This window comes from Pasteuria ramosa, assembly GCF_056496785.1.
This window is the reverse complement of sequence record NZ_CP143099.1, coordinates 1158614-1185375: the sequence shown is the minus strand read 5'-3', so window position 1 is coordinate 1185375 and position 26762 is coordinate 1158614. Positions and strand designations below refer to the sequence as shown.

At 28.4% G+C, this 26762-nt stretch carries 16 protein-coding genes; 4 read left to right on the top strand and 12 right to left on the bottom strand.

From position 1 onward, the window contains the following. Window positions 1-708: 708 nt before the first annotated feature. The 3 genes from VS182_RS05155 to VS182_RS05145 all read right to left on the bottom strand — a co-directional run bounded on the left by VS182_RS05155 (window position 709) and on the right by VS182_RS05145 (window position 8119). On the bottom strand, window positions 709-5049 hold the full coding sequence (locus tag VS182_RS05155; protein ID WP_479492401.1) for a hypothetical protein: 4341 nt from the start codon (window positions 5047-5049) through the stop codon (window positions 709-711). A gap of 1288 nt (window positions 5050-6337) precedes the next feature. Then, window positions 6338-7129 carry a hypothetical protein gene (locus VS182_RS05150; RefSeq protein WP_479484099.1) on the bottom strand — a complete coding sequence of 264 codons (792 nt, stop codon included), beginning with the start codon at window positions 7127-7129 and terminating at the stop codon, window positions 6338-6340. A gap of 228 nt (window positions 7130-7357) precedes the next feature. After that, window positions 7358-8119, bottom strand: coding sequence for a hypothetical protein (locus VS182_RS05145; RefSeq protein WP_479488990.1), 762 nt, complete (start codon window positions 8117-8119; stop codon window positions 7358-7360). Window positions 8120-9246: 1127 nt separating this feature from the next. Between VS182_RS05145 and VS182_RS05140 the strand changes: the two genes are divergently transcribed. Further along, the gene (locus VS182_RS05140; RefSeq protein ID WP_479488989.1) at window positions 9247-9417 is read left to right on the top strand and encodes a hypothetical protein; all 171 of its coding nucleotides are present in this window, start codon (window positions 9247-9249) and stop codon (window positions 9415-9417) included. Between the two features lie 472 nt (window positions 9418-9889). Beyond that, window positions 9890-10804, top strand: a complete 915-nt coding sequence (locus VS182_RS05135; protein ID WP_479492400.1) for a transposase family protein — start codon at window positions 9890-9892, stop codon at window positions 10802-10804. Window positions 10805-11831: 1027 nt separating this feature from the next. On the opposite strand, the gene VS182_RS05130 is transcribed toward VS182_RS05135, so the two are convergent. Further along, window positions 11832-14078: a hypothetical protein gene (locus tag VS182_RS05130; RefSeq protein ID WP_479492399.1), complete on the bottom strand. Its 2247-nt coding sequence runs from the start codon at window positions 14076-14078 to the stop codon at window positions 11832-11834. Window positions 14079-14436: 358 nt separating this feature from the next. Between VS182_RS05130 and VS182_RS05125 the strand changes: the two genes are divergently transcribed. Together VS182_RS05125 and VS182_RS05120 are read left to right on the top strand one after the other, a co-directional pair. Next, the gene (locus VS182_RS05125) at window positions 14437-14802 is read left to right on the top strand and encodes a hypothetical protein (RefSeq protein ID WP_479492398.1); all 366 of its coding nucleotides are present in this window, start codon (window positions 14437-14439) and stop codon (window positions 14800-14802) included. Window positions 14803-14808: 6 nt separating this feature from the next. Continuing rightward, on the top strand, window positions 14809-15708 hold the full coding sequence (locus tag VS182_RS05120; protein ID WP_479492397.1) for a transposase: 900 nt from the start codon (window positions 14809-14811) through the stop codon (window positions 15706-15708). Window positions 15709-16648: 940 nt separating this feature from the next. Here VS182_RS05120 and VS182_RS05115 read toward each other — a convergent pair. The 8 genes from VS182_RS05115 to VS182_RS05080 form a co-directional block, all read right to left on the bottom strand. Then, window positions 16649-17434, bottom strand: a complete 786-nt coding sequence (locus VS182_RS05115) for a polysaccharide deacetylase family protein (protein ID WP_479492396.1) — start codon at window positions 17432-17434, stop codon at window positions 16649-16651. An 802-nt stretch (window positions 17435-18236) separates the two neighbouring features. Next, window positions 18237-18947: an IS607 family transposase gene (locus VS182_RS05110; RefSeq protein WP_479484095.1), complete on the bottom strand. Its 711-nt coding sequence runs from the start codon at window positions 18945-18947 to the stop codon at window positions 18237-18239. 468 nt (window positions 18948-19415) lie between these two features. After that, complete coding sequence (locus VS182_RS05105) at window positions 19416-19730, bottom strand: hypothetical protein (RefSeq protein ID WP_479492395.1); 315 nt, start codon at window positions 19728-19730, stop codon at window positions 19416-19418. Between the two features lie 59 nt (window positions 19731-19789). Then, entirely contained in the window at window positions 19790-20392 is a 603-nt protein-coding gene (locus tag VS182_RS05100) for a hypothetical protein (RefSeq protein WP_479484093.1), read from the bottom strand. A gap of 341 nt (window positions 20393-20733) precedes the next feature. Next, window positions 20734-22875 carry an ATP-binding protein gene (locus VS182_RS05095; RefSeq protein WP_479484092.1) on the bottom strand — a complete coding sequence of 714 codons (2142 nt, stop codon included), beginning with the start codon at window positions 22873-22875 and terminating at the stop codon, window positions 20734-20736. Next, window positions 22872-23963: a metallophosphoesterase family protein gene (locus VS182_RS05090; RefSeq protein ID WP_479492394.1), complete on the bottom strand. Its 1092-nt coding sequence runs from the start codon at window positions 23961-23963 to the stop codon at window positions 22872-22874. Before VS182_RS05090 ends, VS182_RS05095 begins: the two co-directional genes overlap by 4 nt. Before the next feature lie 14 nt (window positions 23964-23977). Then, window positions 23978-24475 carry a transcription elongation factor GreA gene (gene greA, locus VS182_RS05085; RefSeq protein WP_479484090.1) on the bottom strand — a complete coding sequence of 166 codons (498 nt, stop codon included), beginning with the start codon at window positions 24473-24475 and terminating at the stop codon, window positions 23978-23980. A 60-nt stretch (window positions 24476-24535) separates the two neighbouring features. Next, entirely contained in the window at window positions 24536-26596 is a 2061-nt protein-coding gene (locus VS182_RS05080) for a hypothetical protein (RefSeq protein WP_479484089.1), read from the bottom strand. Window positions 26597-26762 lie beyond the last annotated feature (166 nt).

Sequence of the window (26762 nt, the reverse complement as noted above, 5' to 3'; positions counted from 1 at the left end):
TATAAAATAAGCAAAAATCTACTAAAAAAAACATATCTAAATTAATGTATTTTCAAAAAAAGAACAATAAAACAAATAAAACATAAAAAGCAAAAAATATAAATTATTACTAAAAATAATAAAATGGCTTAATATTACAAAAGTTTTCGATATATTAAAATATAATATATAGCAAACAAAAATAGACATTTCTCCATACTCTGTGTAAGTTGTATCAACAAAATACAAACAGAGGATAAAAAATGTCTATTAAATTTATATTAACAAATAAATCCAATTTGGTCAAATTTTTTTATAAATTAGATTTAACTTCCTAATTTTCTTCATAAGTTTTTAATCATATTATCAATATTATCAATATTATGATGTCTTAAAACTTTATCCGATGTTCATAAAAATAGCTTTTATAATAGGAATCGTCAAACTATAAATCATATCATGACCAACTCTAACTGGCATAAAAAATATTATCCAAAAATAGAAAAAAATGTTTATTAATAAATATATTATCCATAAAGCTGAATTTTATTAGAAGTTGTTATTATTCCTTTTAAGAAAGCAAAATATATCTGATTAAAAAATCTTTTATTTATAATGTTGATTTTTGTTTTCAAAATCATATATTTTAAGATTTAAAAAACAAAAACAATTAAAATTTCCTAACTTTTTATTAATAATTTACATTTTTTCAAGAGTAAAGAATTAAAATTACATCTCTTCTCTCTTTAGAGGCGCAACTGTTGCATGTGCAGATTCTGGAACTTCCGCATTTAATCTTTCCCATAGCTCTGCCCTAATAGGATATGAATTATCTGTCATTAAATACGCCTTTGCCTTAGCCCACTTTTCGGGATTTTCTTGTATCCATTTCTTCAGTTTATCGAAAACTATATCCATTCTTGATCGAGGCAAAACAACTAAGTTATAATTAAAACTACTTAAAATATTGCTAAGATAACGATTATCTTGCAAAAATCCTTCCCTTAAATTAGTTAATGTATTAGATAATGTATGATATGGTGTATAATCAGTTGCGAACATACGGTATGTTGAATATAACAAACGCTTTCTGTCTAGTCGTCTTTCTAAATTTATCGATAGATTAAACAATCTATTCATATATTCAAATTCAGACAAGGTATATGTAAGCATCGAATCATAAGCTATAAATTCAAAAAATTCTCTAGGCAATCCAAGGTTATATATATTTGATAAATACCTAGGAACAGTATGAATTGGGCTATTCAAACGATCATAAATAATTAAATCATTAAGATTTCGCATCATCAGATCTAAGTTATTATTAACATTATAGCCAATTGTTAATAAAGACTCTGTTTCTGTCAAAGTACCTGGCTGACTACTCCAAAAAACTTCTGACATCGACCCTACTGGATTGCTATTATTATTTATCAGTAACCTACTCATATGCATGTGATCCATCATTAACGTCGGAACATCATTTATTGCTGATGACAAAATTTGTTCTTCATTCCTTAACCTTTGTCTCTCTGATACAATATCAGGATCAGAAATTCTTCTTGGAGAAGAAGTAGGAAGAAAAGAACGCGGAAAAAAATATAAAGAATCTAGTTGCCCAGCTCTACCGGCATCTGATTCAAAATTTGGAGATAACTCCACTGCAGAATTAGATGCCAAGATTACCCTATGCAAAAACATATAGATAATAACATCTAAATTCTGATCATTAGCATTTAACATACTTTCAAAAAGATATAACAAATCATTTTTATTCGACTTCAAAATGCCAAATTTATCAAAATCTTTCCTCTTAACTATTTTAAGTAAATCAACTAAAAATCTATTCCAGGGCGCTTCGCTACTCATCGATTCTCTTGAATTTGTATTTCGTGGGAGAGGAAAACACTTCCGTAAATAATTTATAAAACTACTACCTTGGGATAAAAATCTTCTATGCATCGTTTCCCCTGATGAAGTTGCTCCTGATACATTTAGTGATGAAGTTGCTCCTGATACATTTAGTGATGAAGTTGCTCCTGATACATTTAGTGGTGAAGTTGCTCCTGATACATTTAGTGATGAAGTTGCTCCTGATACATTTAGTGATGAAGTTGCTCCTGATACATTTAGTGGTGAAGTTGCTCCTATTCTTTCGTGCATACTTGCATTTAATGAATCTAAAATATCTGGTCGACTACCCATTATGGAGTTATACATATCATATAAATTTCTGTGATCATTTATAAAATGGCGCCAAGGTAACATTGTAGTACCTGTATCGGAGCTAGGATAGATTGAAATACCGGACATAATTGTTTGAAAAGTAGTTACAAATTCATTTTGCCAAGTTCTTAGTGATTCTGAAAATTCATTAATATGCGTTTGAAGACTTGATACACGCTCGTTTAAAATAGCCAACTCATCATTTGAGACCTCTATAGACCTATTCTCTTGACGAGAATTCTGTAAGGATGATAAAGATTGCTTTAATTGTTCATTAGCATCTGATAGTTCGGATGACAATTCATTAATACGCTTGGTTAAATCTTGCATAATATTATATATTCTTTGAGCTACACTAATATTTTGGGCGTTATTACATTGTAGACTAGCTCCTTGATTAATCAAATCATCGTCGTCTAATCCTCTCTTAGGACGCAATAGTCCTGATTTAGATAATTTACATCGCTCATCTTTTAAAAAATGGTCATTAACATAATTTTTGATTTTTTTTTGTATATTCCCAGAATTTAATTCAATATTTTGTATATAAAATGATTTTAATTTATGAAGTACATCATTTGGATGACCTGTATATTTATCGTTTGATATACCAAAATAATTAATAAATTCATCATACTGAGAAAAAATAAATTCAGCAAAGGTTTGTTTATCAACAAATGTATGTCTTAAACTAGATACATTATTATAAATTTCACCTAAAATTAAATTTAATTCCGACTTTAACCATCTATCTAATATCTGATTTAATTTTTGCTTATCATTAGCCTCCATACTGGATTTTTGTTTCACTTGACTCAAGATAGCTAGATAATCTTTAGCGATAGTTGAATCACTAAATGAATGTAATCCATATTCTTCAAAAACATTCATTAGATTATAATAAGTAAAAAATGAATCACGCAAAAGATAGTATTTTACATTCATAGCACATTGAAAATTAAAAAAAGAAGGGTGTTTCTTAGGTGCATAGAATAAAACTCCTTTATCTTCAGAAAAAGCTTTTGAAATATAATCTAAAATATCTATTTTTGACAATTCATAAGACATATTTTCTTGAAATTTCATCGGATCTATGTTAGATAATGCTCCGTTATCTATAATTTGATACATATAATTTTCCATAGAACGATTAATACTATACAAATCATAGCCATGTAAAGCATAAAATAGTTGATAACGATGGTCTGACAATATCTTATAAAAATTTTGGTCATCACCAAATTTAACTTTAATATCTTCTAGATAAAATTGCGAAAATTCCTGAAATAAGTTCTTAAATGAAATAAACCATAATTCCCTAACTATATGCTCTAAATAATTTTGATGCTCTGCCATATCAACACCTGTAATAATGTTTCCTTTTTCAAAAAAAGACAAAACTTTTTGATAAAGATGAACATCAATATCTTTAGCTATATCTCTTATTGCTTTAATTTGATCGGGCAAATCCTTCAATTTATAATCCATATCTTGCATAAGAAAATTGTTGAAATTAGTCCTTAAAGCAAGTGTCCTCTGAAAATTAGACAAGGCTATTTGTTCTCTATCAGACAAGCTATTAGGATCAATCATCATTAATTTGCGAAATAGTTTATTAATACTCTCCAAAGCGACGGGTAATTTAATCTCTACCTGTGCCTCGTTTAATGATGTAAATATATCGTCATCTAATGATTGTAAGATTAAATTAAATACAGGGGTTAATAAATTCGCTCTACAAGATTTAAGCTTATCCTTTGCTATATTCTGCATACCACACAATACTGCTGATAAATTATGATCAAAATGTCTTATAAAATAACTGTAAAATGATTTAGGCAAATTATCTGTCGTCATACCAGATATAAGCTTAAATTCTGATTTTAAATCATCTGATAAGCTATCAACAATAAGCATCAATAATTCAAAAAATAATATGGGATTTTTTCTAACACGACTTATAAATCCACGAAAAGCATTTTGATCATCGTTATCCATTGAAACATTACTTTTAGCATCGCGCTCTATTCTAGAAATAACTGCAAAATCAGCTTTGTCTATACCAGGATCTAATTTATGCATATTCCTGTTAAACCAATCCACTATTTTACTATCAATATTATGATCTATAAAAAAACTATTAATATTTTTTATAGGTATCTTATGTATAGATTGATAAATTATAGCATCCTCAATATTAGAAGTATGTCCATTAATTAATTTATCTTCTCTATTTTTTATCTTCTCGATATAAGACATAATATTAAAAATTAATATATCATCATCCGTATCATCAATAATATAATTAGCCAATTCATTTTGATGAAATTTCATATGTTCATAAAATTTTTCTTTATCCACAAAATGCTTTTTTAAAGAATCATCTAACAAATCAAAAATACCATTTTGACAAAGATCTTTAAATACCGATGCCCACAAATCATCAATTACATTTTGTAATAAGTTTCTATTTTGCGCATTATCAACACTTTCTCCTGTTTTTAGTCCATCTTTAATTTTGATAAAAACATTATGGTTACCTTCAAAAATCGCAAACGCATGCTGTTTAAGAAATAACTCTAGACCCATAATAATCTCTCCAGGAGAAGAATGGAGGCTGGACTTATTTGCAAGATCTACCGAATCCCAAAATTTATTAATTAAACTTCTAATATTTCTAAAATTTTTAATTCTAAAAAGAATACGATCATCATCTTTAACAGAACGATCTGTCAAAAACTTATTTAAAATCTCCAAAGGTCTAACAGTCAAGTCTAAGATAGCATTTTGCTCACTTTTGTTAGCCATAGCAAAACTATCTTCTAATAAGTAAAAAGAAGTCATAAAAACAAAAGCATAAAATATTTTTTTAGGTTTTTTCAGCATCATTAGTTACCATTTTCTTCAAAATTATATTTTTATTATTTTAAAAATAAAAAACTATTTAAGTAATTAAATATAAGCTTTAATATCAAACGAAACTAGTCCTTAAAAAATAAACCTGGCTATAAAAAATATATTTTTTAATTAATATAAAAGAATCCCATATAACTTATGATTATAAAAATTAATTTATTTAATTTATTTAATTTATTTCTTTAATTCTAAATAGCCCATTTGTCTTGCTATAAGATTTTTTAAATTTAATTTTTATATCCAAAAGAAAACCGTCATCCTATAAATTTAGGATATATTTTTATGAAAAATTATTTAGCTTTATATTCTTGTGAATTTAAAACATGTTCTCGGTTTCATTTAATTGATAAAAAAAATTAATATAAAGAAATAAATATCTCATAAATAATGAAATGTATAATAAAAAACGTTAAATATCAAAAATAATCATTTGGATTAATCATTTTAATTCATCATGTTTCTTTGATTTTAATTTTTTTCTTCTTTTTGCTAATGAGCTTGTCCAAAAACCTATGTAAAAGAGAGTTGCAAAACCTAATGGAAACCACCAAAAGCTTATAATAACGGCTATTTTGGGTTTTAAATTAACCCACGACTAATTAGATATTTAACGTTTCTGAACAAGTACAATGAAGAATCATAGGGTTTAGATCGTGAAGAAGTTGCCTGCTGATCTCGATATACGGGTGTGTCTAATACATCATTAGCTAATACATATATAAGTAATGTTTCTACTGCTTCTTGTCGAGAACTATTAAAATCTATTACTGAACATGCAAAAAAAAAAATTTAAAAATAATAAAATATTATAATAAAAATAATATTTTATTATTTTAAGATTTACAAAAAAATAGACATTCCTATATCACCTGTGTAGAATGTAAATGTTATAAAAAAACACAACAGGAGTATAGAGAATGTGTCTATTAATTGTAGGTTAACAAATAAATCTCATTTGGTCAAATTTTTTCGTAAATTGGGGTTAATATCCCAATTTACTTCATCTTTTTTTATATTTTAATACTATTGATGGAATTTAAACACAAAAATAGCCATTATCATAGCTTTTAGTACCTTCAATTATACCCTTAAACTATCTTCAAATTGATTCTTGAACAAGTCCTTAAATAGATAAATTTATTTTTAAATAAAATTTAATGAAAAAATTAAGAAAGAATTAAGAAAGAATTAAGAAAAAATTAATTAACGAAAAAATCTATTTTTTTAAACCAAACACAAAAGCAGGTACCCTTGGTATAAAAAAATAAGTTGTAATAGTCGAAATAATGTATACATAAGATGATGAGCTTAAGAAAATAAATGGCAACTTATTAATAAAAATAGGTATATTAAAAAATGAATCATAAATACTAGGAACAATAATTCCATAGAAACCAAAGAAGAAGAATACCATGTCATTTTTAAGAAAATATTTAAAATCCACTTTCTTGTCATACCAAGAATTTTCATACGATTTCTGTAATTTAATCAATAAGCACCAAATTAAAATGCCTATGCACATAACTAATGAAGGTTGGGAAACTAAAAACAATAAAATAATTGTAATAAGCAAAACAAATAAACTAAAAATATAAAGAAAGAAAAAACGAAATTTTGTTATTTTTTTATTATCATAAGCATATTGATAACAACCTTTAAAATATAAAAAAATATTCGTCCAATATTCTTTTGATACTAATATATAGTTTGATTCCAAATATTCTTTGTTACAATCATCTTCAAGCAATAAAAAAAAACTTTTTGTTTTCTTATTTAATAAATACATATAAAGAGAAATAAAAACTAATATAAATCCTGTTGATAAAAATATCTTCATTCCCAAAAAATCATAACCTGAATATTCCCTATACAACTCCACCTCTGTCATAATATTAAGACCAAAAGGCAAAAACAATAAAAATCCACAAAGTACATAATAAAAAGATCTGAAAATAAAAATGCTCATTTTTTTAGTTTCTAAAAATTGAGAATCGAATTTGCGAATCATAAAGCATCCTCCTTATCGTTAATCCTACAAACAAAAGTCCTAAATCATAGAAAAACTCAAATTATAATTAAATAATCATTAAATTAAATGTATAAAATGATAAAAAAATAATACATAAAAACCAATATATCGTAAAATGCACATATTGTTTTTTATGTATTAAATAAAACCTTGACTAAAAATATATTTTAAATATATATTTTTATGATAAATAAAATATATTAAAAACTAACAATATCTACGACAAACATCATCCGAGGATAATTTACATAAAGTCCATCCTAATAGCGGACATAAAAATAAACATGCAGAAAACCCCCTAGGTTTACCGATAAATCTTTTACAAGCATCACTTATACATCCAATAAAACTCGCAGAAGCTACTGAACAAATAACATTAACAGCATCCGGACAATAATCGCAAAATGACCTTTTAGAACGAATATTACGTTGTTCTATATCTTTAACTAAAACATTTTCAGATGTATGACCATCAGAAAAATATAATTTTCCTTCCATACTTTCACCAATTTTAGCTACTGCTGTAAATGTTCCATCAGAAAATTGACCGCGAGAATGTATAACTTGTCCCACTTTCTTTTGTGTATTTTTATCATATACGTTCAGAACCATAAAACCATGACTCATATCAGATCCCAATTTATACACAAGATTGTTTTTCGCTTCTGCAGATAAATCTTTTATATTATCAAAAGTAACTCTAAAACCACTTATATCGTCTAAATTATGTTTTACTTCAAAACCATCAAGCGCTAAAGCATCTTCTAAGGATTTTAATCTATTCGAATCTTTTTTCATATTTTTCCGAATTCTTTGGCCAGAAAAATTCCTTATATTAAATCTTTTTATAAAATCGTCTAAAGAACAAGCCGCAGAGCCCCCATTTAAAACATTTTCTTGAATATTTACATCCAATAATTGTATATCTGATGCTTGTGATAAAATAGCATATGTAGGTGAAATCAACATAGAAATACAGCTTACTAAAAATAAGATTTGCCTAAACATATATTTTATAATAAAAACACACACTCCTTAAATTATATATTTTAATATATACAACATATAGATAAATAATTTTTATATTTTGTGTTTAGTTTTTTTATAAACAATAAATTTTATACTATAATATTTGGATTATTTTAAATTAATCTAATATTCCCTTACGATCTTTGGTAAATTTTAAAAATAAACAATTGATATTTGAATATGTAAAATTTTATATATTCAAATATATAAAAAACATGCTCAAGACGCACTATTTAACATAAATATAATATTAAAATCAAATATCGACAATATAGCACATCGCTATATTAGGCCAAAATACTGTAATTTCAGTATATAATTAATATATTTTTAAATTTTTATTAGAACTTGTGCCTAAACTTTCGCGCAAGGTGTATTTAAATATAATAACATATCTGAAAAAATGTTATCTTAGAAAGCATGCAAAAAAATGACTTGAAAACAAATAAAAAATTGGCAAGCCAACAATACTTGATCCGGAAAATCAAGTATTGTTGTTTTTTCATAATGTTTTCTTCGGCCTTACTTATAGAAGCGTTGAAAAAACTTTTGATGTTACTAGAAATACTGTTAATAAAACTATAAAAAGGTACAAGCTATCGCAACCAAAGTACTTAATAAAGAAAATCATAAAAATATGAAAAAAAAGCTACCTAGCTTAAAATATGGCAGATTCATTATAGACCGTAAAGAAATATGCGTTCAAAGTCCTAAAGTAAATTACAAACTCTATTTATCAGGACGTAAAAAAAAACCAAGTTCAGAAATCCCTAATTTTAATTTGCTCTAAAACTGCTAAGATTTATTTTACAAATTACGCTCCTGGTAGCGTACATAATTTTAATCTTTACAAAAAATCACGTATACCATTATAAGAAAGCACCAAGGTATTAGGTGATTCAGGTTTTAAAGGCCTAAACCAATATCATTTGTATGCCATCATAACCTTATCAAAACAGTAAATACAAGGTTTTAAGCAAAGAAGAAAAAGACTATAACCATATTTTATCCCAAGAAAGATCTTTAGTAGAAAAAATTTTTTTACCATTAAAAAACAAAAGTATCATGTGTATAGATATGAAGGTAATCTTAATTTTATTGACAATTCGTTTGTCCTTATTTGTGTTAAGGAAGGTAAAGATATATCTAGATCCAAGGATTTTATTTGCAAAGATATAGAGCTAAGTAATGAAGAAATTCTAAATTATTATTCGAACAGATGGGAAATAAAAACCTAGTTTAGAAAAGATAAAAATTATATCGCTTTAAAAGCATAACAAGTCAGATCAAAAAATATTTAGAGCGATACTTAATTTTACAAATGTTTGTAGCAATTTATTGTATACATACAGGTAATAGTAATCTCCTAAAGGGATTAAGTAAATATCAGGCTAAAGGACTTGTGCCTAAACTTTAATACATGTGATTAAGACGAACAATTGTCATTTATGGATATTTTTAAATTTTTTTAAAAATATAAAATTTCAATATCTATTCTTATTTATGAGCTATATTGTTATAATAATCTGAATAAACTAAAAAATATTATATATATTATTATTTTTTTGGAATTTCATTAAGATATGAAAAAAGATAAATTTTTGTGTTTTGATATCTTTAAATTAAAATGCTATTTCTTTATATACATAAAAAAAACAACACTATTATTAAATTGTGTTGTTTTTTTTATGTATATATACTACTATTAATATGGAATTTAACACTAAAAGAAAAGAGCAGATAACTATGTCTAATATTAACAAGAGATATGTAAATATGGAATATGCAAAAATAGCAAAATTAACAGAAAAAGAATTTATGTCCGCCGTAGGCGTCGATAAAATAACCTTTTCAATTATAGTAGAAAGTGTGCGAAAATATGACTTGAAAAACCATGAAAAAGGGGGTAGACCAAACATACTTGACCCGGAAAATCAAGTGTTATTGTTTTTTCATAATTTTTTCTTTGGTCGTACTTATAGAAGTATTGCAAAAACTTTCGATGTTACTAGCAGTACTGTTAATAAAACTATAAAAAAGGTACAAGCTGTCGCAACAAAAGTACTTAATAAAGAAAATCCTAAAAATATGAAAAAATATCTACCTAGCTTAACATATGGCAGATTCATTATAGATGGTACAGAAATATGCATTCAACGTCCTAAGGTGAATTACAAACCCTATTTATCTGGACGTAAAAAACAAACAAGTAAGAAATCCTTAATTTTAATTTGCTCTAAAACTGCCAAGATTTATTTTACAAATTACGCTCCTGGTAGCGTACATGATTTTAATCTTTACAAAAAATCACGTATTCCATTATCAGAAAACGCAACGTTGCTAGGTGATTCAGGTTTTAAAGGCCTAAACCAATATCATTTGTATGCGATTATACCTTATCAAAACAGTAAATACAAGGTTTTAAGCCAAGAAGAAAAAGACTATAACCATATTTTATCCCAAGAAAGATCCTTAGTTGAAAGAGTTATAGGATGGCTAAAAAGATTCAAGCTTATTGCTAATAGATATCGTAATAAACTGAAAAATTTCTCAAAGCAATTTGATCTAATCTCAGCAATATTCAATCATCATTTATCTTTAGATAAATTCAAAAAATTTATATAAAATCCAAAAATATAAATTAAAAAATTCAGACAATTTACACGAACAATCAATTGTATCAAATCAATATAATTTTAGCTATTATTTAAATTTAAATAATTAAATTAAACATATAAGAGGGATAAGTAAAACTTAGTTTCCTTATTAAAACATGTTTATTGATATTTTAACACTTATGATAAAATATAATCATGAAAGTAATGATAATAACATCTTTGAAAACACTTTATTAGTCTCAAATACACATTGCATTAAAGTTTAGGCACAAGTCCAAAAAAGAAGCTGATTGAATATAAAATATAATCGATATATTAATTTCATATCTGAAAGAGATAATATCATATTTAGATATTCCTATACAGATATCTGTGAAGCTTATTTTATCACGTTCCAAAAAAGGATTAAGAGCAGCACTAAGACCCTACTGTTATAAATTTAAAGAGGTAGCCTAAATCTGCAAATGCAATTAAAAAGGATAAATATGGTAAAAAACCTAAAGAGGCTAGGTTTGTTTTTTGAGCATCCATAAATATAATTAAATTTATTACAAAAATACAAACCTATAAATTCTCTTTTTAGAGTAATTAAACATAAGGATGATAAATTACTCTAAAAATAAAAACGATATTTTGTATAAACAAATAATGTTCAAACTTAGATTATAATAAACTTTTAAAGTTAATTTTTGAAAATCAAAAATTATGGCCTATTTTTTTTGGCAAGTACAGTAATATAAAAATCCAATCTGACTGATTATGATAAAAAATAATTAATTCCTTTAATTCTAAATAGCCCGTTTGTCTTTCTATAAGATTTTTAAATTTAATTTTTATATCCAAAAGAAAAACGTCATCCTATACATTCAGGATCTATTTTTATTAAAAATTATTTAGATTTATATTCTTGTGAATTTAAAACATGTTCTCGGTTTCATTTAATTAATAAAAAAATTAATTATGAATAAATATCTCATAAATAAGGAAATGTGTAATAAAAAACGTTAAATATAAAAAATCATCATTTTGATTAATCATTTTAATTCATCATGTTTCTTTGATTTTAATTTTTTTCTTCTTCTTTCTAAGGAAGCATCATAGGGTTTAGATCTGGAATAAGTTGACTGCTGATCTCGATATACGGGTGTGTCTAATACATCGTTAGCTAATGCATCTCGATTTGATGTTTCTACGACTTCTTGTCGAGAAATATTGAAATCTCTTGAAGAGATTTGTATTGGTCTCGATTTATGCAACTTATTATAAATATTTTGTCTCAACCTAACCATCATTGCTAGATGCCATGATGATTTTAAGATCGGTGTAGCATGCTCGAGCTGCTCACGATAAGCCTTGCTCATTTTTTCAAATAAAGCATAGTATTTATTTTTTAGAGCTAAATAGTTATCATACTTTTTACCTCTAAGATAATTTTCAGGTTCCTCTAGTTTACCTCTAATAAAACGTAAAAATTCTAAATCTTCAGCATCAAGAACAATCACTGGCCTATTTAAAATTTCTTCTAATCCAATCATTAATTCTTCTTGATTTAAATAACCATCATTACTAAGTACAGATGATCCGGGTTGTGGCTCTAAATAATCATCTGTATTAGCATAATTATCGGATGACGTAATTACTATATTGCTAGTCCTGGTAGACTCGCTGGTGGAAGATTCACCTTGATGAGAAGAAGAAGGTACAGCAGATAATTCATATATTGCCTGTTTATTCATAATATCCAGATTATTAATCTCTGGTTTTAATTTTATTAATATATCACCCAAAATATTATGAAATTTAACATACTTATCGTGACTCAAAATCCCTCTATTTTCTAGTAAAAATAAATAATCATAAAACAAATATAAGAGATTTAAGTCACCAGAATGAATGTTAAATTTTTCATTTCTATGAAAGATACTTTTAATTCTATGAATAGCCTCATTAAATGATTCTAATGTATACATTTTAGATGACTGTATAAGTTCTAAAAAAAAAGCGCGCAAAGATATGTTACGTAATAATATATCAATATTTGCAATCATTACCTTAAACAACGGCTCTAATTCGCTTGAAATTGAAAGATAAATGTCTTCTTGCATATTTGGCGTTCTTATCATGCAATATTCTGTTAAACAACCATCTGATAAAATAGGCTCGACTAATAACCTTAATCGTTTGATAAGCGGAATTGACTGATGTGTATTATTAAAAACTAAAGATAGCTGTTCGGGTTTTAGTAAGTATAAAAAAAAGTATAGAAAATAATTATCCAAAGAACTTAAAAAAAAATTCTGATTTCCACTATTATGATATTTCTGTAACATATCATGAACTATACTTAAGAATATTATATCCGATTCATTAATGTCAATACTTACTCTAGCTGTCATTTTTTTCAATTCTTCAATTATCTGTTCAATAGTAAATTCATAAAATGTATTCGGTAATAATAAATCGTCATTATTAGTTTTTGAGGTATTTTGAGCTTTTGTTGTGCCTGGAATAGCAGTATTAACTTGTGATAAAGCTAATGTGTATCTTAATATCATCGATATACGACGTATAGGCATAATATCTACGCCTAAAATCATATCACGATCTTTGTTAAGTAAAAATTTTAAAATAGCATCAAAAATATGTTTTAATTTTTTATCATCATCACTTAGCATAACATTATCTGGCGAACCTGCGTATAAAATAAATGCTGATCTAAAGGTTATTAAAAGGTCTAAATCATCAGATACATAATAATTACGCGAAGTAATTTCTGTCATTAAACTAGAGGACCTCTGAAGAAAATCATCCATAGCACCTTTAACCCGCAAAAATAGTTGGCTATAGGTTAAAGTTCCTTGATCAGAAATAAGATCTTGAGCAAATGGTACAAGTCGGAAAAATACAGAAATATATCTCGATCGCAATTCCATAAACCCTCGCGCACGAATTGCTGTACTAGAATTATCATATCGATTTATAGTTTCATGTATACTCCTTAAAATACCTAAATCATATAGTGTTGGAAAAATATATCCCGTATGACTGCTAGAAATAGTTTCTAATTCATCCATCATATCTTCATATGATAAAAATCTTCGGGCAATTGAAAGATTATCGCTATCTACACACTGAGACAAACATAAGTCACCTATAATTGATCTAAGACCTGTTGGTTTAAGATTCTTTTTATCATCCGAAGCTAATGAAATCATATTAGAAAATACAAATGGTAAAGTTAAAAAAACCCAAACACCCAAATTACTATTTATTTTAAACATCAAATAACCTCCTATCTTAAGATAATAAAATTATCTCTATTTATATCTAACTCATAAAGAAATATTAATATAGCAGATTAGTAATAATATAATCTGAACACAAAAATAGCCATAATAATAGATGTTAGTAGGTTTTTAAACTCTCTTTATAGCAATTTTTGGACCAGATCAATATATAATACTGTACATGCAAAAAAAGCAAAAAAATGTAAATTATTAATAAAAACAAGAAAATGTTATGGTATTTCCAAAGTTTACAATATATTATATTTTAATATTTTACAAACAAAAATAGACATTCCTCTATCACCTGTGTAGAATGTAAGTGTTAAGCAAACACACAACAGGGGGATAGCGAATGTCTATTAATTGTAGGTTAACAAATAAATCTCATTTGGTCAAATTTTTTCGTAAATTGGGGTTAATATCCCAATTTACTTCATCTGTTTTTAATCATATTTTGCAAATTATTGATGGTATGTTGTCACAAAACTTTAACGGAACTTTGTCAGATATTCATAAAAAAAGCTTTTATAACAGGTGCCGACAAACGATAAGCCATATGATGACTAATTCAAAATGGGATGAAAAAATACTTAGTGACGCCATTAAAAATGTTTCTTATGAAGAAGTTATCCATCAAGCTAAGAGAAAAAATAAACCTTACTTTCTTATAATTGACGATACAGTATGCCATAAGACAAAGCCATCATCATTAGCTTAACACCCTATGCAAGCAGCGGGTTATCATTATTCTAATCTAGATAAAAGAAGTGTATATGGTCATTCTATTGTTCAAGCTATGTTACATACAGATGGTTTAAGCTATCCTATAGAAGTTAAACGTGCTAATAAAACAGAAAGTAATAAAATGGATACTGCTTGCGATATCATATCTAGTGCTCCTGAGCCAGATCACAAAGCATATGTTTGTGTAGATTCTTGGTATATTTCAAAAAAGATCATCGAAACAAGCTTAAAAAAAGGATTTCATTTTATAGGTGCATTAAGAATCGATATTGTTATTTGTCCTTTAGGCATTAAAAATCAAATAAAAATGTTTTTAAATTTTATAAAAAATACAGATGCAAAAGTTGTTACCATTAAAAAACAAAAGTATCGCGTTTATAGATATGAAGGTAATCTTAATTTTATCGACAATGCAGTTGTCCTTATTTGCGTTAAGGAAGGTCAAGATATATCTAAAGCAAAAGCTTTTATTTGCACAGATATGGAACTAAGTAATGAAGAAATTCTAAATTATTATTCGAAAAGATGGGAAATCGAAACCTATTTTAGAACAGCTAAAAATTATCTTGCTTTACAAGGATACCAAGTCAGATCCAGAAAAGCTTTAGATAGATACTTAATTTTACAAATGTTTGTAGCAATGTATTGTATACATACAGGTAATGGTAATCTTCTAAAGGGATTACGTAAATATCAGGCTAAAAAAGAAGCTGATCGAATAGAAGATATGATTGATATATTAATTTCATCTCTTAAAGAGATAATATCATATTTAGATATTCCTACGCATATATCTGTGAAGCTTATTTTATCACGTGCGAAAAAAGGATTAAGAGCAGCACTAAGGTCCTACTGTTATCAATTTAAAGAGGTAGCCTAAATCTGCAAATGCAATTAAAAAGGATAAATATGGTAAAAACCTAAAAAAGCTAGGTTTGTTTTTTGACCATTTATAAATATAATTAAATTTATTATAACAATACAAATATATAAATTCTCTTTTTAGATTAATTAAACATAAGGATGCTAAATTACTCTAAAAATAAAAACGATCTTTTGTATAAACAAATAATGTTCAAACTTAGATTATAATAAACTTTTCAAGTTAATTTTTGAAAATCAAAAATTATGGCCTATTTTTTTTGGCAAGTACAGTATAATATTAATTTTTGTATAAATCTACCTCCTCTAAAAAACAAGTATGTTTAAATTATAACGCAATTAAATAGTTACTTCTAGTAAAATATATGTAATTAATATATAAAAAAGATAAAAATATAATAAAAAATTCATTATAAAAGATTTAAGCTTCTGAATATTCAAAACCATAATTAAAAAATACGGTTTTTAAGCTATAAACGTAATCAGAAATAATGATATAAAAAATTATCAAGCATGTTTGATTTTTTTAACTTTTATTTAACACCTTGAAATTAAAAAACATTGCGTTCTATATATTTTGTTAATATATAGAACGCAATGTTTTTGTTATTAATATATAATATTAATAATTTTAAATTTATTTTGCAAAATAAATTTAAAAAAGATTGTTTAATTTATTTATGATAATTTTAAATCCAAATTATAATTAATTTTTTATTATATTTTAATACTATTGGTATAATTTAAAAACAAAAATAGCATTAGCATAGCTTTTAGTGAATTAGATTAGATTCTTAAACACTATTTAACATGGGTTATTGGACAAGTCCAATATAAAAATTAATCATTTATTTTTCTTAAACATAATTTATTTTTGCTAAAAAAGATCCAGATATTTAAACTTGGATCTTTTTTAGCCTTTATCGATCAATTTATTATTAATAATGATGTAACCCATCTACGGGAACAATCGCAATACCCTGAGCTTGGAGAAAATCAATAATATGGGGTAAAGCCTGAACAGTACTTGATCTGTCCCCTCCACCATCATGGAACAAAATAACACCATCATCTATATGACCTTTGTTATAATGATGGTGGGATACAAAGATATTAACCTGCCGTTCAAATTGATCAATGATCTTACGTTCATTCTTCAAACGCCAGTCCAAGGTATCTACAGACCAAAGGATCGTCTTGATGTTTAATTGCTCTTCTAAAACTTTCTCCATATCCATGCCAGCTTTTTTAGGCAAAGTTGCACCGTATGGAGGCCTGAAATATTGCACATGACCTTGATAGCTTTCGATAATTTTATTAAGCGAAAAAATCTCTTTATCAATTACATTTTGTAAATTAGTTTTATTAAATAAAACATGTAAATTTTTATGTGTAACAGAATGATTTCCCAGCTTATGTCCCTCTCGAACAATTCTAGCTAATAATTCTGGATAAAGTTCAGCATTTGTTCCTATAACAAAAAACGTTGCTTTCAATCTATACTGACGTAAAATATTTAAAATTTGCTCTGTATAAATAGGATGAGGGCCATCATCAAATGTCAAAGACATCCTTAATTGGTGTTTAACTTCCTTATGTTCACTATAATCAGATTTAACTGTGTTATTTCCAAAATAATTATGTTCAGCATCGCGCTCTAACTCAAAATGATTATTGGTCATATTTGAACCGATATACCAATAATCGAAATTGAATTTTGTCACATTTAAGATCAAAAAACAAGTAAACCCCACAAAAATCAAGCGTAAAATAACGTTAAGCCTTAGCTTTTTGTTAGTAAAGCTTATATTTTTAGGACTATATTTTCTGATTAATTTTTTGAGGATTAATCTTATATTTTTATAAAAATAATTCAATTAATCCCCCCTTATTTTAGGGTGCGTTAAGTTGTACAATTCTATATATTTATACATTGCAGATATCAATATAATATATATCCATTGACATATGATCTGCAACCAGAAGCGAAATAACTAAATTTATAAAAAAAATATAAAAGAAAATTATAGATATATTGGCAAAAAAATAACTATAATTTATCAAATTAAATAAAAAATAACAGCTTTTTCAAGTACAGAAAAATGTTCAACAAAACTTAATGGGAAATGCAGAAAACAATGTAAAGAAAAAAACAGCTAATTATATATAAAAAAATGATCAATATTCATAAAATACAAATATATTATATCAAAAAAAATCCCCCATTCAAGGCTTTTTCCTTATAATGCTATTTTTTATCTCGATATATCTTAAAAAGATTTAAATTTATGTACGCGTATATTTTTTGAAAATTAATTTTTATATCCAAAAAATATAATTTTATAATAATATTTTTTGGAATTTGCATATAACAAAAACAATCGTATAAAATAAAAAAAGTATAGACCAATTAAGTCTATACTTCTAAATTATAATATAAAAATATTGAAAATAATAAAATTGGAAAATTGGAAAATTGGAAAATTGGAAAATTGGAAAATACTTCAAATTAAACTCGTCCGAATATTAACCCCGCTTTCTATTATCGCCATCTAAATCATCATGCATTGTTTCTAAAGAAATCGCCGCTTCAGAACCCATCTTACCTCTTAAACGATCAGTTTCAGCATGAAGCTCTTTTAATAAAACTTCATGTAAAATACGTTTGCATCGCCGTAATTTTTTTAAACGCAGACTAGACTCACGTAATGTTGAAATCAGATCATAAACAATCTCTTCCTCAGGAGAAAAACGATCATCATTTAACACAACCACATGAACACCATGTCGTTTACAAAAAGTCTCGAACCAATTAAAACCATATCTAATCAATCTATCCTTATGAGCAAAGACCAGTCTACTTATTTCGCCCCTTTCAATCGAAAGTGTTAAATCAACAAACTTAGGCCTAGATAAATCTAAACTACTACCATATTCGCAAATCCACTCGTCGATACGCCAAGCATTAGCAGCACAAAATTCACCGAGACGATCCTTCTGCAACTCAAGTTCATGTAAATGCCTTCGACGCGACACACGAGCATAAACAACCGTTCTTCCCTCCTTATCTGTTGAAGAGGCACCTATATAGTTTAAATACTGTTCATGCGTATAATAACGACGGTTCGTTGGTGTGCGAAAAGCTTTTAAAACACAGTCGCGGTCCCAACGTTGCAAAGTTGCCACAGAAACACCCAATAATTTAGCCATTTTAGCTGGCGTGTAATGCGTCCTCATGGTAATTACTTTATCATAACTACAATAGGAGTATATATTATATTTTGCTAAAAACGGAAAAAAACTTATTTTTTTCCTGACTCTTATCTGAAAAAGCTTATAATTTACATAGCATTTGATAGCAAAAATAGGAAAAACCTTAAAAATAATTTTTAATGTCTTCAAAAAATAGTAATTGTATTAAAAAGATATATAAAGATCAGTCAAAGTAAATATAAACAAAGATCAAATAACATAGCAAAAAATACATAAAGTGTTACATTGAGCCAAAAAAAGATAAGAAAACAAAGGGTTATAAAAGTTTACCTTATAAAACTTAAAGGTAAACTATACCCTTCATTAAGTAACAAATAAAAACTATTATAAGTTTAAAAAAACAAAATCATAAAATAATTTTTAAAAAATAAAATAAGTTTAAAAAATAAAAATAAAAGAAACAATTCCTATTAATATAGACAAAAAAAATAATTAACGCCTAAAAATCTGCGAATACCTCTTATGAGAATGTTTAACAGCCTTTTGTAATGGGCTTAAAACAACTTCAGGCTGTTTAACAAGCTCATAAGTAATAGGAGATGTATTCCTACAAAAAAACCATCCCCTACCAATACACAAACGATAATTTTCACCTTCGCACCAATTAAGTTGCTCAATTAAAGGTTTAGGTAAAAAAAATGAAGATTCAATATCATCGCTCCACGCTAACCGCATTGGCAATTCATAACATAAATCTCCATTACCTTTTGCTGTTAAGTCCTCAACTTCCATATCCCACCAACCCACCTTGATATAAACTATAGAGATATAGATATGTACGGGCCCAGATAATAATTACAAAAACATTATCTCCTCTTACCATACTTTCTTCTCGCCTCTTTTTTTTCTAAACGAGATACACGAGAAGGTAGCTTATGGGAAAATTTATCATCGTAATCTGAGCTATTGGTTAATTTATTAACTGATTTTAATTCTATATTTCCAGGCTTATTACCTGATTTTAATTCTAAATCCCCTGGCTTACTACCTGATTTTAAATTACTGGGTTTTGAAGAAGCAGGCTTCTTCTTAAAATTAGTTTGCAAAGTAAAAGAACGCAGATTAAATTTCAATCGTATATAAAGAGAAAAAAGAGATAACATAATACCATTTATTGTCAAAACAAAAGATTTAACAACCTCTTCATTATCCGTACCCCAATTCATTTTAACCATAAATAATGATATGGGAACAGATAGATAAGCACCGATCTCAAAAGAAAGAATAAACCAACGAAAAACATCCCATAAATAATCTGAAATAGTAAATGGAACATCACGTAAAATCTCACGCACTAAAATAACTAATAATCCTACCATCCATAAAGCGATCGAAAACATCCAAATCTTAAAAAAACCTGAAAAAAACAAATGAAGCGTCACAACTTTTTTCCAATAAATAAATTCCAATAATATCCCCCATTCACCATAAAATTAACTAAAATAGTTGAAACAACATCAAGAAATATAAATATATACCCTTGCTATTAAAAGCAATATAAATATATACCCTGCTAATAAAAGAAATATAAATATATACCCTGCTAATAAAAGAGAGATGAAATATTAGTATTTAATTAACCAAAAACTCAAATAAGTTAAGTAATCAAAAATAAATTCAATAAGTACCTAAATAATCAAAAAATATTTAATATTTGATATGATTTATAAATTAAAATAAAACCAAAATATCAATTAAACCAAAATATAAATTAAGGATCGAAAAAATATATTAAATTTTATTAAATAAACTACGAAGGTACTTCGTGATAAGGAATACCATGTTCAACAAACCAATTTTGTTCTCGTTGATGGCAAGAGGCGAGAAAAATTTGATGATGCTCAGATGCTTTAAAAAAGAGGCCCATCATAATCTGTAAGCGTTTTTGATCAAAATGAATTAAAGCATCATCCAAAAACATAGGTAAGGAAATATCCGTCTTCTGACGCCAAAAAGCCAAGTAGGCAAAACGCAAGGAAAGAAAAACTTGAGTTGCTGTACCCATGCTAAGCTGTTCTTCGGGTATCCACATACCATCCCTTGATCTAATACGTATAGCAGCATTTTTTTCAGGATCAACCATTAAATTATCATATTTTTGGTCGGTTATGTCTCTCAACCACATACTAGCATAAGGTACAAAAGAAGTAGTTAGATCAGGTTGCTCTTCTTTTATAACTTCATTTAAAGTCTCAAGTGCCATCTCTAAAGCTTTACGCTCGCGCAATTTACTATTTATTATATCACATGTTCTTTGCCATTCAGCATAAGCTTGGGGTAAAGGCACAGTTTCGGTTAAATAAGCGGTTAACATACCTTCAAGACGTGCTTTTGCGTATTGTGTATAAGCTAAGCTTTTTTCTTGTAAAGCTAAAGTATCATGCATAAGTTGGTATAGATCATCCGTCGCCCCCGATTTATCCCGAGACGGTTTTTGTTGTTGCCATTCCAGATAGTTTTCATGGTAAATTTGCCATTCATGTACACTATTACCGTATTGCTCTATTTGTGGCATCAGGGCATTTTCTGACAAGTTATGATTTTTCAACATATTTTGATATTTTTGTACACGATCTTTTATCTCAAGCCAATATTTCTGCCAACCGTGTTCGTCTTGAACATTATATTTCTGATAAATAGCGGCTAAATCATGATCTTTAGCATTTTTTTGTTGCTGAAATTTTTGTCCTTTGTAGCGTAAAATAAAATAATGGCCAAAACTATATACTGCTAGTAAAGATAAAAAAAGAAGGTATTTTCCATTGAGTGAGAGCAACGCTGAAGCTAGCAAAATACATAATAAAAGTATGGGAATGGCACCAAAAAACCGCCTTTTTTTGGTTTCCTTGGCCGATTGTTGGCACAATTGTTTAACTTCTTGATGAAGAAGTTCTTCTTGCCATTTTTTTTGAACTAACTCTTCAGGTGTGTGTTTAACATAAGGATATTTTACGCTAAATTGTTGACAATTTTGGGTTGATATTTTCAAAAAGGCCGCTTTTTCCAGCAAATTATCATATATATCTGTTGGCATAAAAGTCTCAGGCTTAGCATCCAGCCATGCTAGTTGACGTTCTTCCCAAGTTAGTATATCTTGATGCTTTGCTTGTTCATTCTTTACTTTGCCTAAGAATTTTTGCTTGGCTAACAAAAATTGTTGATAAAAAACAAGATTTGTTAATTTGTTTTGTCCTCTTGTCCAAGTTCGTTGTTTTTGCTGTAGAAGATGTAATGAAGAGCTAGCTTGTTTTTCAGCTAGAAAAGCTTTACCTAGTGGTTTATTACGCGTATTAATGGTCCCTATATCTAATAATTGACGTTTAAGCGACTGTATAGCCGGTCCTGTATCAATCCATCCCAATAGACGTGAAAATTGCTGAACTAATAAATTATTGCCTTCGGCATGCCATTTTAAATGACGGTTAAGAGTACGTTCGTGGTAAGGTGAAAGTGAAGCCCAAAAAGCCAGATGGTACATGGCTTCTGGCAAAAGTCCTAATTGCTTATCCATAACATAACGGACAGTACGTGCTACACGTGGAAAATCATTGGTAATATCTTTACCTGTATGTAAATTCTCTACACTTAAGGTACCTGTAATAAAATTTCTTGTTAAACGATAACGAACATTTTTTAGACGATAAATAATATATCCACCATATGCAGAACTCTGCCATGGTTTATCAATATCGACCCAGGTCATTTTAGTAGCACGCTTAGGCCCAGCTTGCTTTTCGCCGTATAGAAGTGCAAAAATGGCGCGAAACCAGGTTGATTTCCCTTGCTCATTGGGTAAAAATAAACAGTTAATCCCTGGTTTTAAAATCCAATGTTTATCTATCCATTTACCAAAGCCATCTAAAAAAACTTCTTCAATATACAAAATATTCACACTCCATTAGCATCACCTAACAAAGCCCTAAGACCTTGGTGCATGGCCTGTTGTATACAATCTTTGTCTTCTCCTGATTTAGCCTGCATTTTTTTAATAAAATGCGCACATATACCACCTTGCTGTAAAAGATCATTTAGATTAAAAGCTTGCTCAGACTCATCTATCATCTTGAAACGCCTAAAACCAGCTTTTTGAAACCACCTAGTAAGCTCAGCAATTTCTATTTGCTGACCAGTTAAACGTATTAGGTGATAATCATCTTTTTCAATTGTAATTAATAACTGATTAACATAATCTTTAAAAACATTTAACTTCTGCCCATATGGCATATGAAGCTCGTGAGACTGATGTTGCGCTGTTGAAACACAAGGATATGTAAGTTGTACACCCAAAGGCGTAAGTGCCCCAATAGTTACCGTGCGAGGTCCTAATTCATTCCACGTATGACCTTCAGGTGATCCTGAATAACGGACAATTGTCCGGACATAATTCATTAGGTTTTTTTCCCATGCTTGATGAATATGACCTAAAGCTATATAATGAAAAGCCATTTGTGTAAGTTCTGACAATTTAAGCGGAAAATATGCTTGTCCATTGGTTAAAACATCACCATGGACAAGCATCAAACAAAACCTAGCTTGGACATCAAGTGAAGGCAAAAATGCTTTATGTTCATAAATATCAGTAAACCCACGCCCATAAATAACAACATCTTCTTCTTTAAAGTAACGATATGACCACTCATGTTGAAAAATATGCACATTTGGCGGCCAATGACAAGACAAATATGGACTATCTGGTATAAGTGGATCATGGTTACCGGGAGAAATTAGCACATGAGCCTTAAGTGAAGCTAATCGATCACGAAACCAATTGATATCCTGGATCGTCGTACAACCGTGTTCCAGGATATCACCTGCTAACAATAACCAATTAATTTTTTCTGATTCCACCAGATCAAGAATCGCGATCTGTGTTGCACGATGTTCCTTAGCACGATGCTCTGCTATATCTAAATCAACAAGGAGATTTGAGGGTAAACGTCCCATATGCCAATCTGAAGTATGTAAAAATTTACCCCCCATATAAATAACACCCTTTAATCAATTTTGATGACTTTAAATGCAATATTTCCTGCAGGTGCTGAAACATTAACCTCATCACCCACACGCTTACCTAATAACTCTAATCCAAGTGGTGATTCATTTGAAATGCGACCCAATTCAGGATCAGATTCCGCGCGACCAACAATATTGTATGTTTCATGATCCCCATCAGGTAACTCTTGGATCGTAACTTTTGAGCCTACATCAATAACATTTTTATCTCTTTTGGCGGGATCAATAATTTTGGCATTACGAATCATACTTTCGAGAACAACAATACGAGCTTCAATAAAAGCCTGTTCTTCTTTAGCCGAATCATATTCTGAATTCTCGCTCAAATCTCCTTGAGCAATAGCTTCCTTTAAACGCTCTGCAACCTCACGTCGTTTACGAATCTTAATGTCCTCAAGTTCTTGCTTAATCTCCTCTAAACCCTCTTGAGTCAACAAAACATCCTTCTTATTCGGAGCCTTGGAACCTCCTGCTACCATCAAAAAATCCCCCTAGTAACGAAAAACTTTTTATGAATAAATCTAAAACCAAAATAAAAACTATTTGTTTCGATTAAACCAATGATTAACTAATGCCACAAAACGATAAAACATCAAGCGGAAATCATCAAAAAATCGTTTCTTAAGTAACTTGCTTTGTTTTAGCTGAAACTTGATAATCATAACTTTAAAAACTTTTAGCATTTCTTTAGCCGTATACCGAAAAAACAACGTAACCTTGTTAAAAAATGGCTTTTTTCTTCTGCGTAAAAGCGACATATAATCATCAGAAAAATCTTTTTTGACTAATTCACTATTCTTAAATTCATACGCCTGCTTAATAAGTAAAATTTGAAACCGTTTCCAAAAAGCTTCAACATACGCCACAATTCTTTTGACTAACAACGGATAGCGATAATGGATAAAGCACAGTAAAAAAATAAAAGCAACCAACAAACGCCAAACTAACCATCTTTGGCCAGGGAAATCTAAAAACCAAGCTTTAAATAAAACGACAGATGTACATAAATAAATGCAAATCAGGAATGGCTTATACTTACGAAAAATAAAGCCAATACCGGCTAGGGGAAATAAAATAAATACCGCTGCATATAATTTAGACCACTCTGATGGTATATCCAACCAGTTCATCAAATCATACATTTCTAGAGACCAAGCCACCAAGGCCAGTAAAATACCACTCATACTAATGAATTTTTTAATTAATGTCCGCCTAGCTAAAAAAGATCCACCTAAAAACAAGTAATAGAAGGATGCAGCAAATAACCAGATTAAAAACAAAAAACGACCGTTAACCACAGGATTATAATCAACTATATCATAAACTAACGATGTCAATAAAGAATATACATTTATTAAAAATAAGATAATAAAACTTAAACTTTGTAAAGCAGATAATTTAAATTTAGAAGCTATCCTTAATAAAAACAAACTTCCTATGGATAAGATCATGGACATAATAAAATCATAACGTAAACCCACGGAAAATAATTGCTCCTGGGCAAAGCTTAATAAGCCAACTAACTCAACAGAAATGATAACTAAAAACTGTAAAATACCCGCTGTCATTAACCATGCCGGAAAAGTAGGGAAAGTTTTAATCCACCAATTATACTTTTTAATATTATAAATATGCCAAAAAAGTACACCATAAGTGACCAGTAAAACTATCCCCTGGACAATCAACTCATATATAAAACTAACACCTGTAGACATCACAAAATTTTCATAACGTATAAGTGATGAAAAAAGCGAAACACCCAAAATAGACCATGATGAAAAAACCAAAGCCGACACTTTACCTTCAAAACCTAACCAAGCAAGAAAAACACTGTACAAAGCCCAAACAATACTTGCTAAAGGTGCTTTGCACTGATTAAAAAACGTATATTCAAAAATCTCCTTACCAATAAGCAAAAAATCAATACTTAATTGCACTTCAGACGTCAAATAAAAAACTAAACTCATCGACCAACTTACATGCAATAAAAAAGAAATGAACATACTCGTTGGCATACGGCCTTTAGATGGTGGCCATTTCCATAAACGGCTTTGAAAAGCTAACACACATAAACTAATTGTAAGCACAGCATATACAGCTGAATGTAAATTGAAGATAGGAAAGAACATTCGACCTAAGGTCACTTTTTCAAATAACATAATAAATGATGCAAAAAAATACAATAAAATACCACTGTAAACCAATTTTTTATAAATTAAATTTTTCCCAATTAAAATAGCTGTAAAACCAAGGCCAATCCAACACAAAGAAATAAACAACTCATCCATAAAAAGCAAAGAAACAGCTGCTGTTAAAAACAATAACCAAAATAAATAACTGTATTGTTCTCGCTGCCATGAATAATCTGATGGTAACGCGTTCGAAGCAGGCTTAAAATCACTATCCATTAAACCATCTCCAACAGGCGTAGCCACTGCACGACGACGATCTTGCTTATCCCTCGACACTTCATCCTCTGAACTGACAGTTAACCAACGAGGCAAAAAATGTGGTAAACGCATACCTTGCCAAATATAAAAAACTATGAAAAAAAAACAAGCATAACCGAGAAAAAACATCGAAAACGGCTGGGAAGCCAATTAAATAACACCCTTCCATAATGAATGCTATTCTAAAAAAACTAAACAAAGCAATAAACCATCCATTGAGTTCAAATATAAATTCAGAAAAAAAGAAACCAACAAGAAACCAACAAGAAACCAACAAGAAACCAGAAAATACCCAAAAGTTAAAATAAAATCTTAA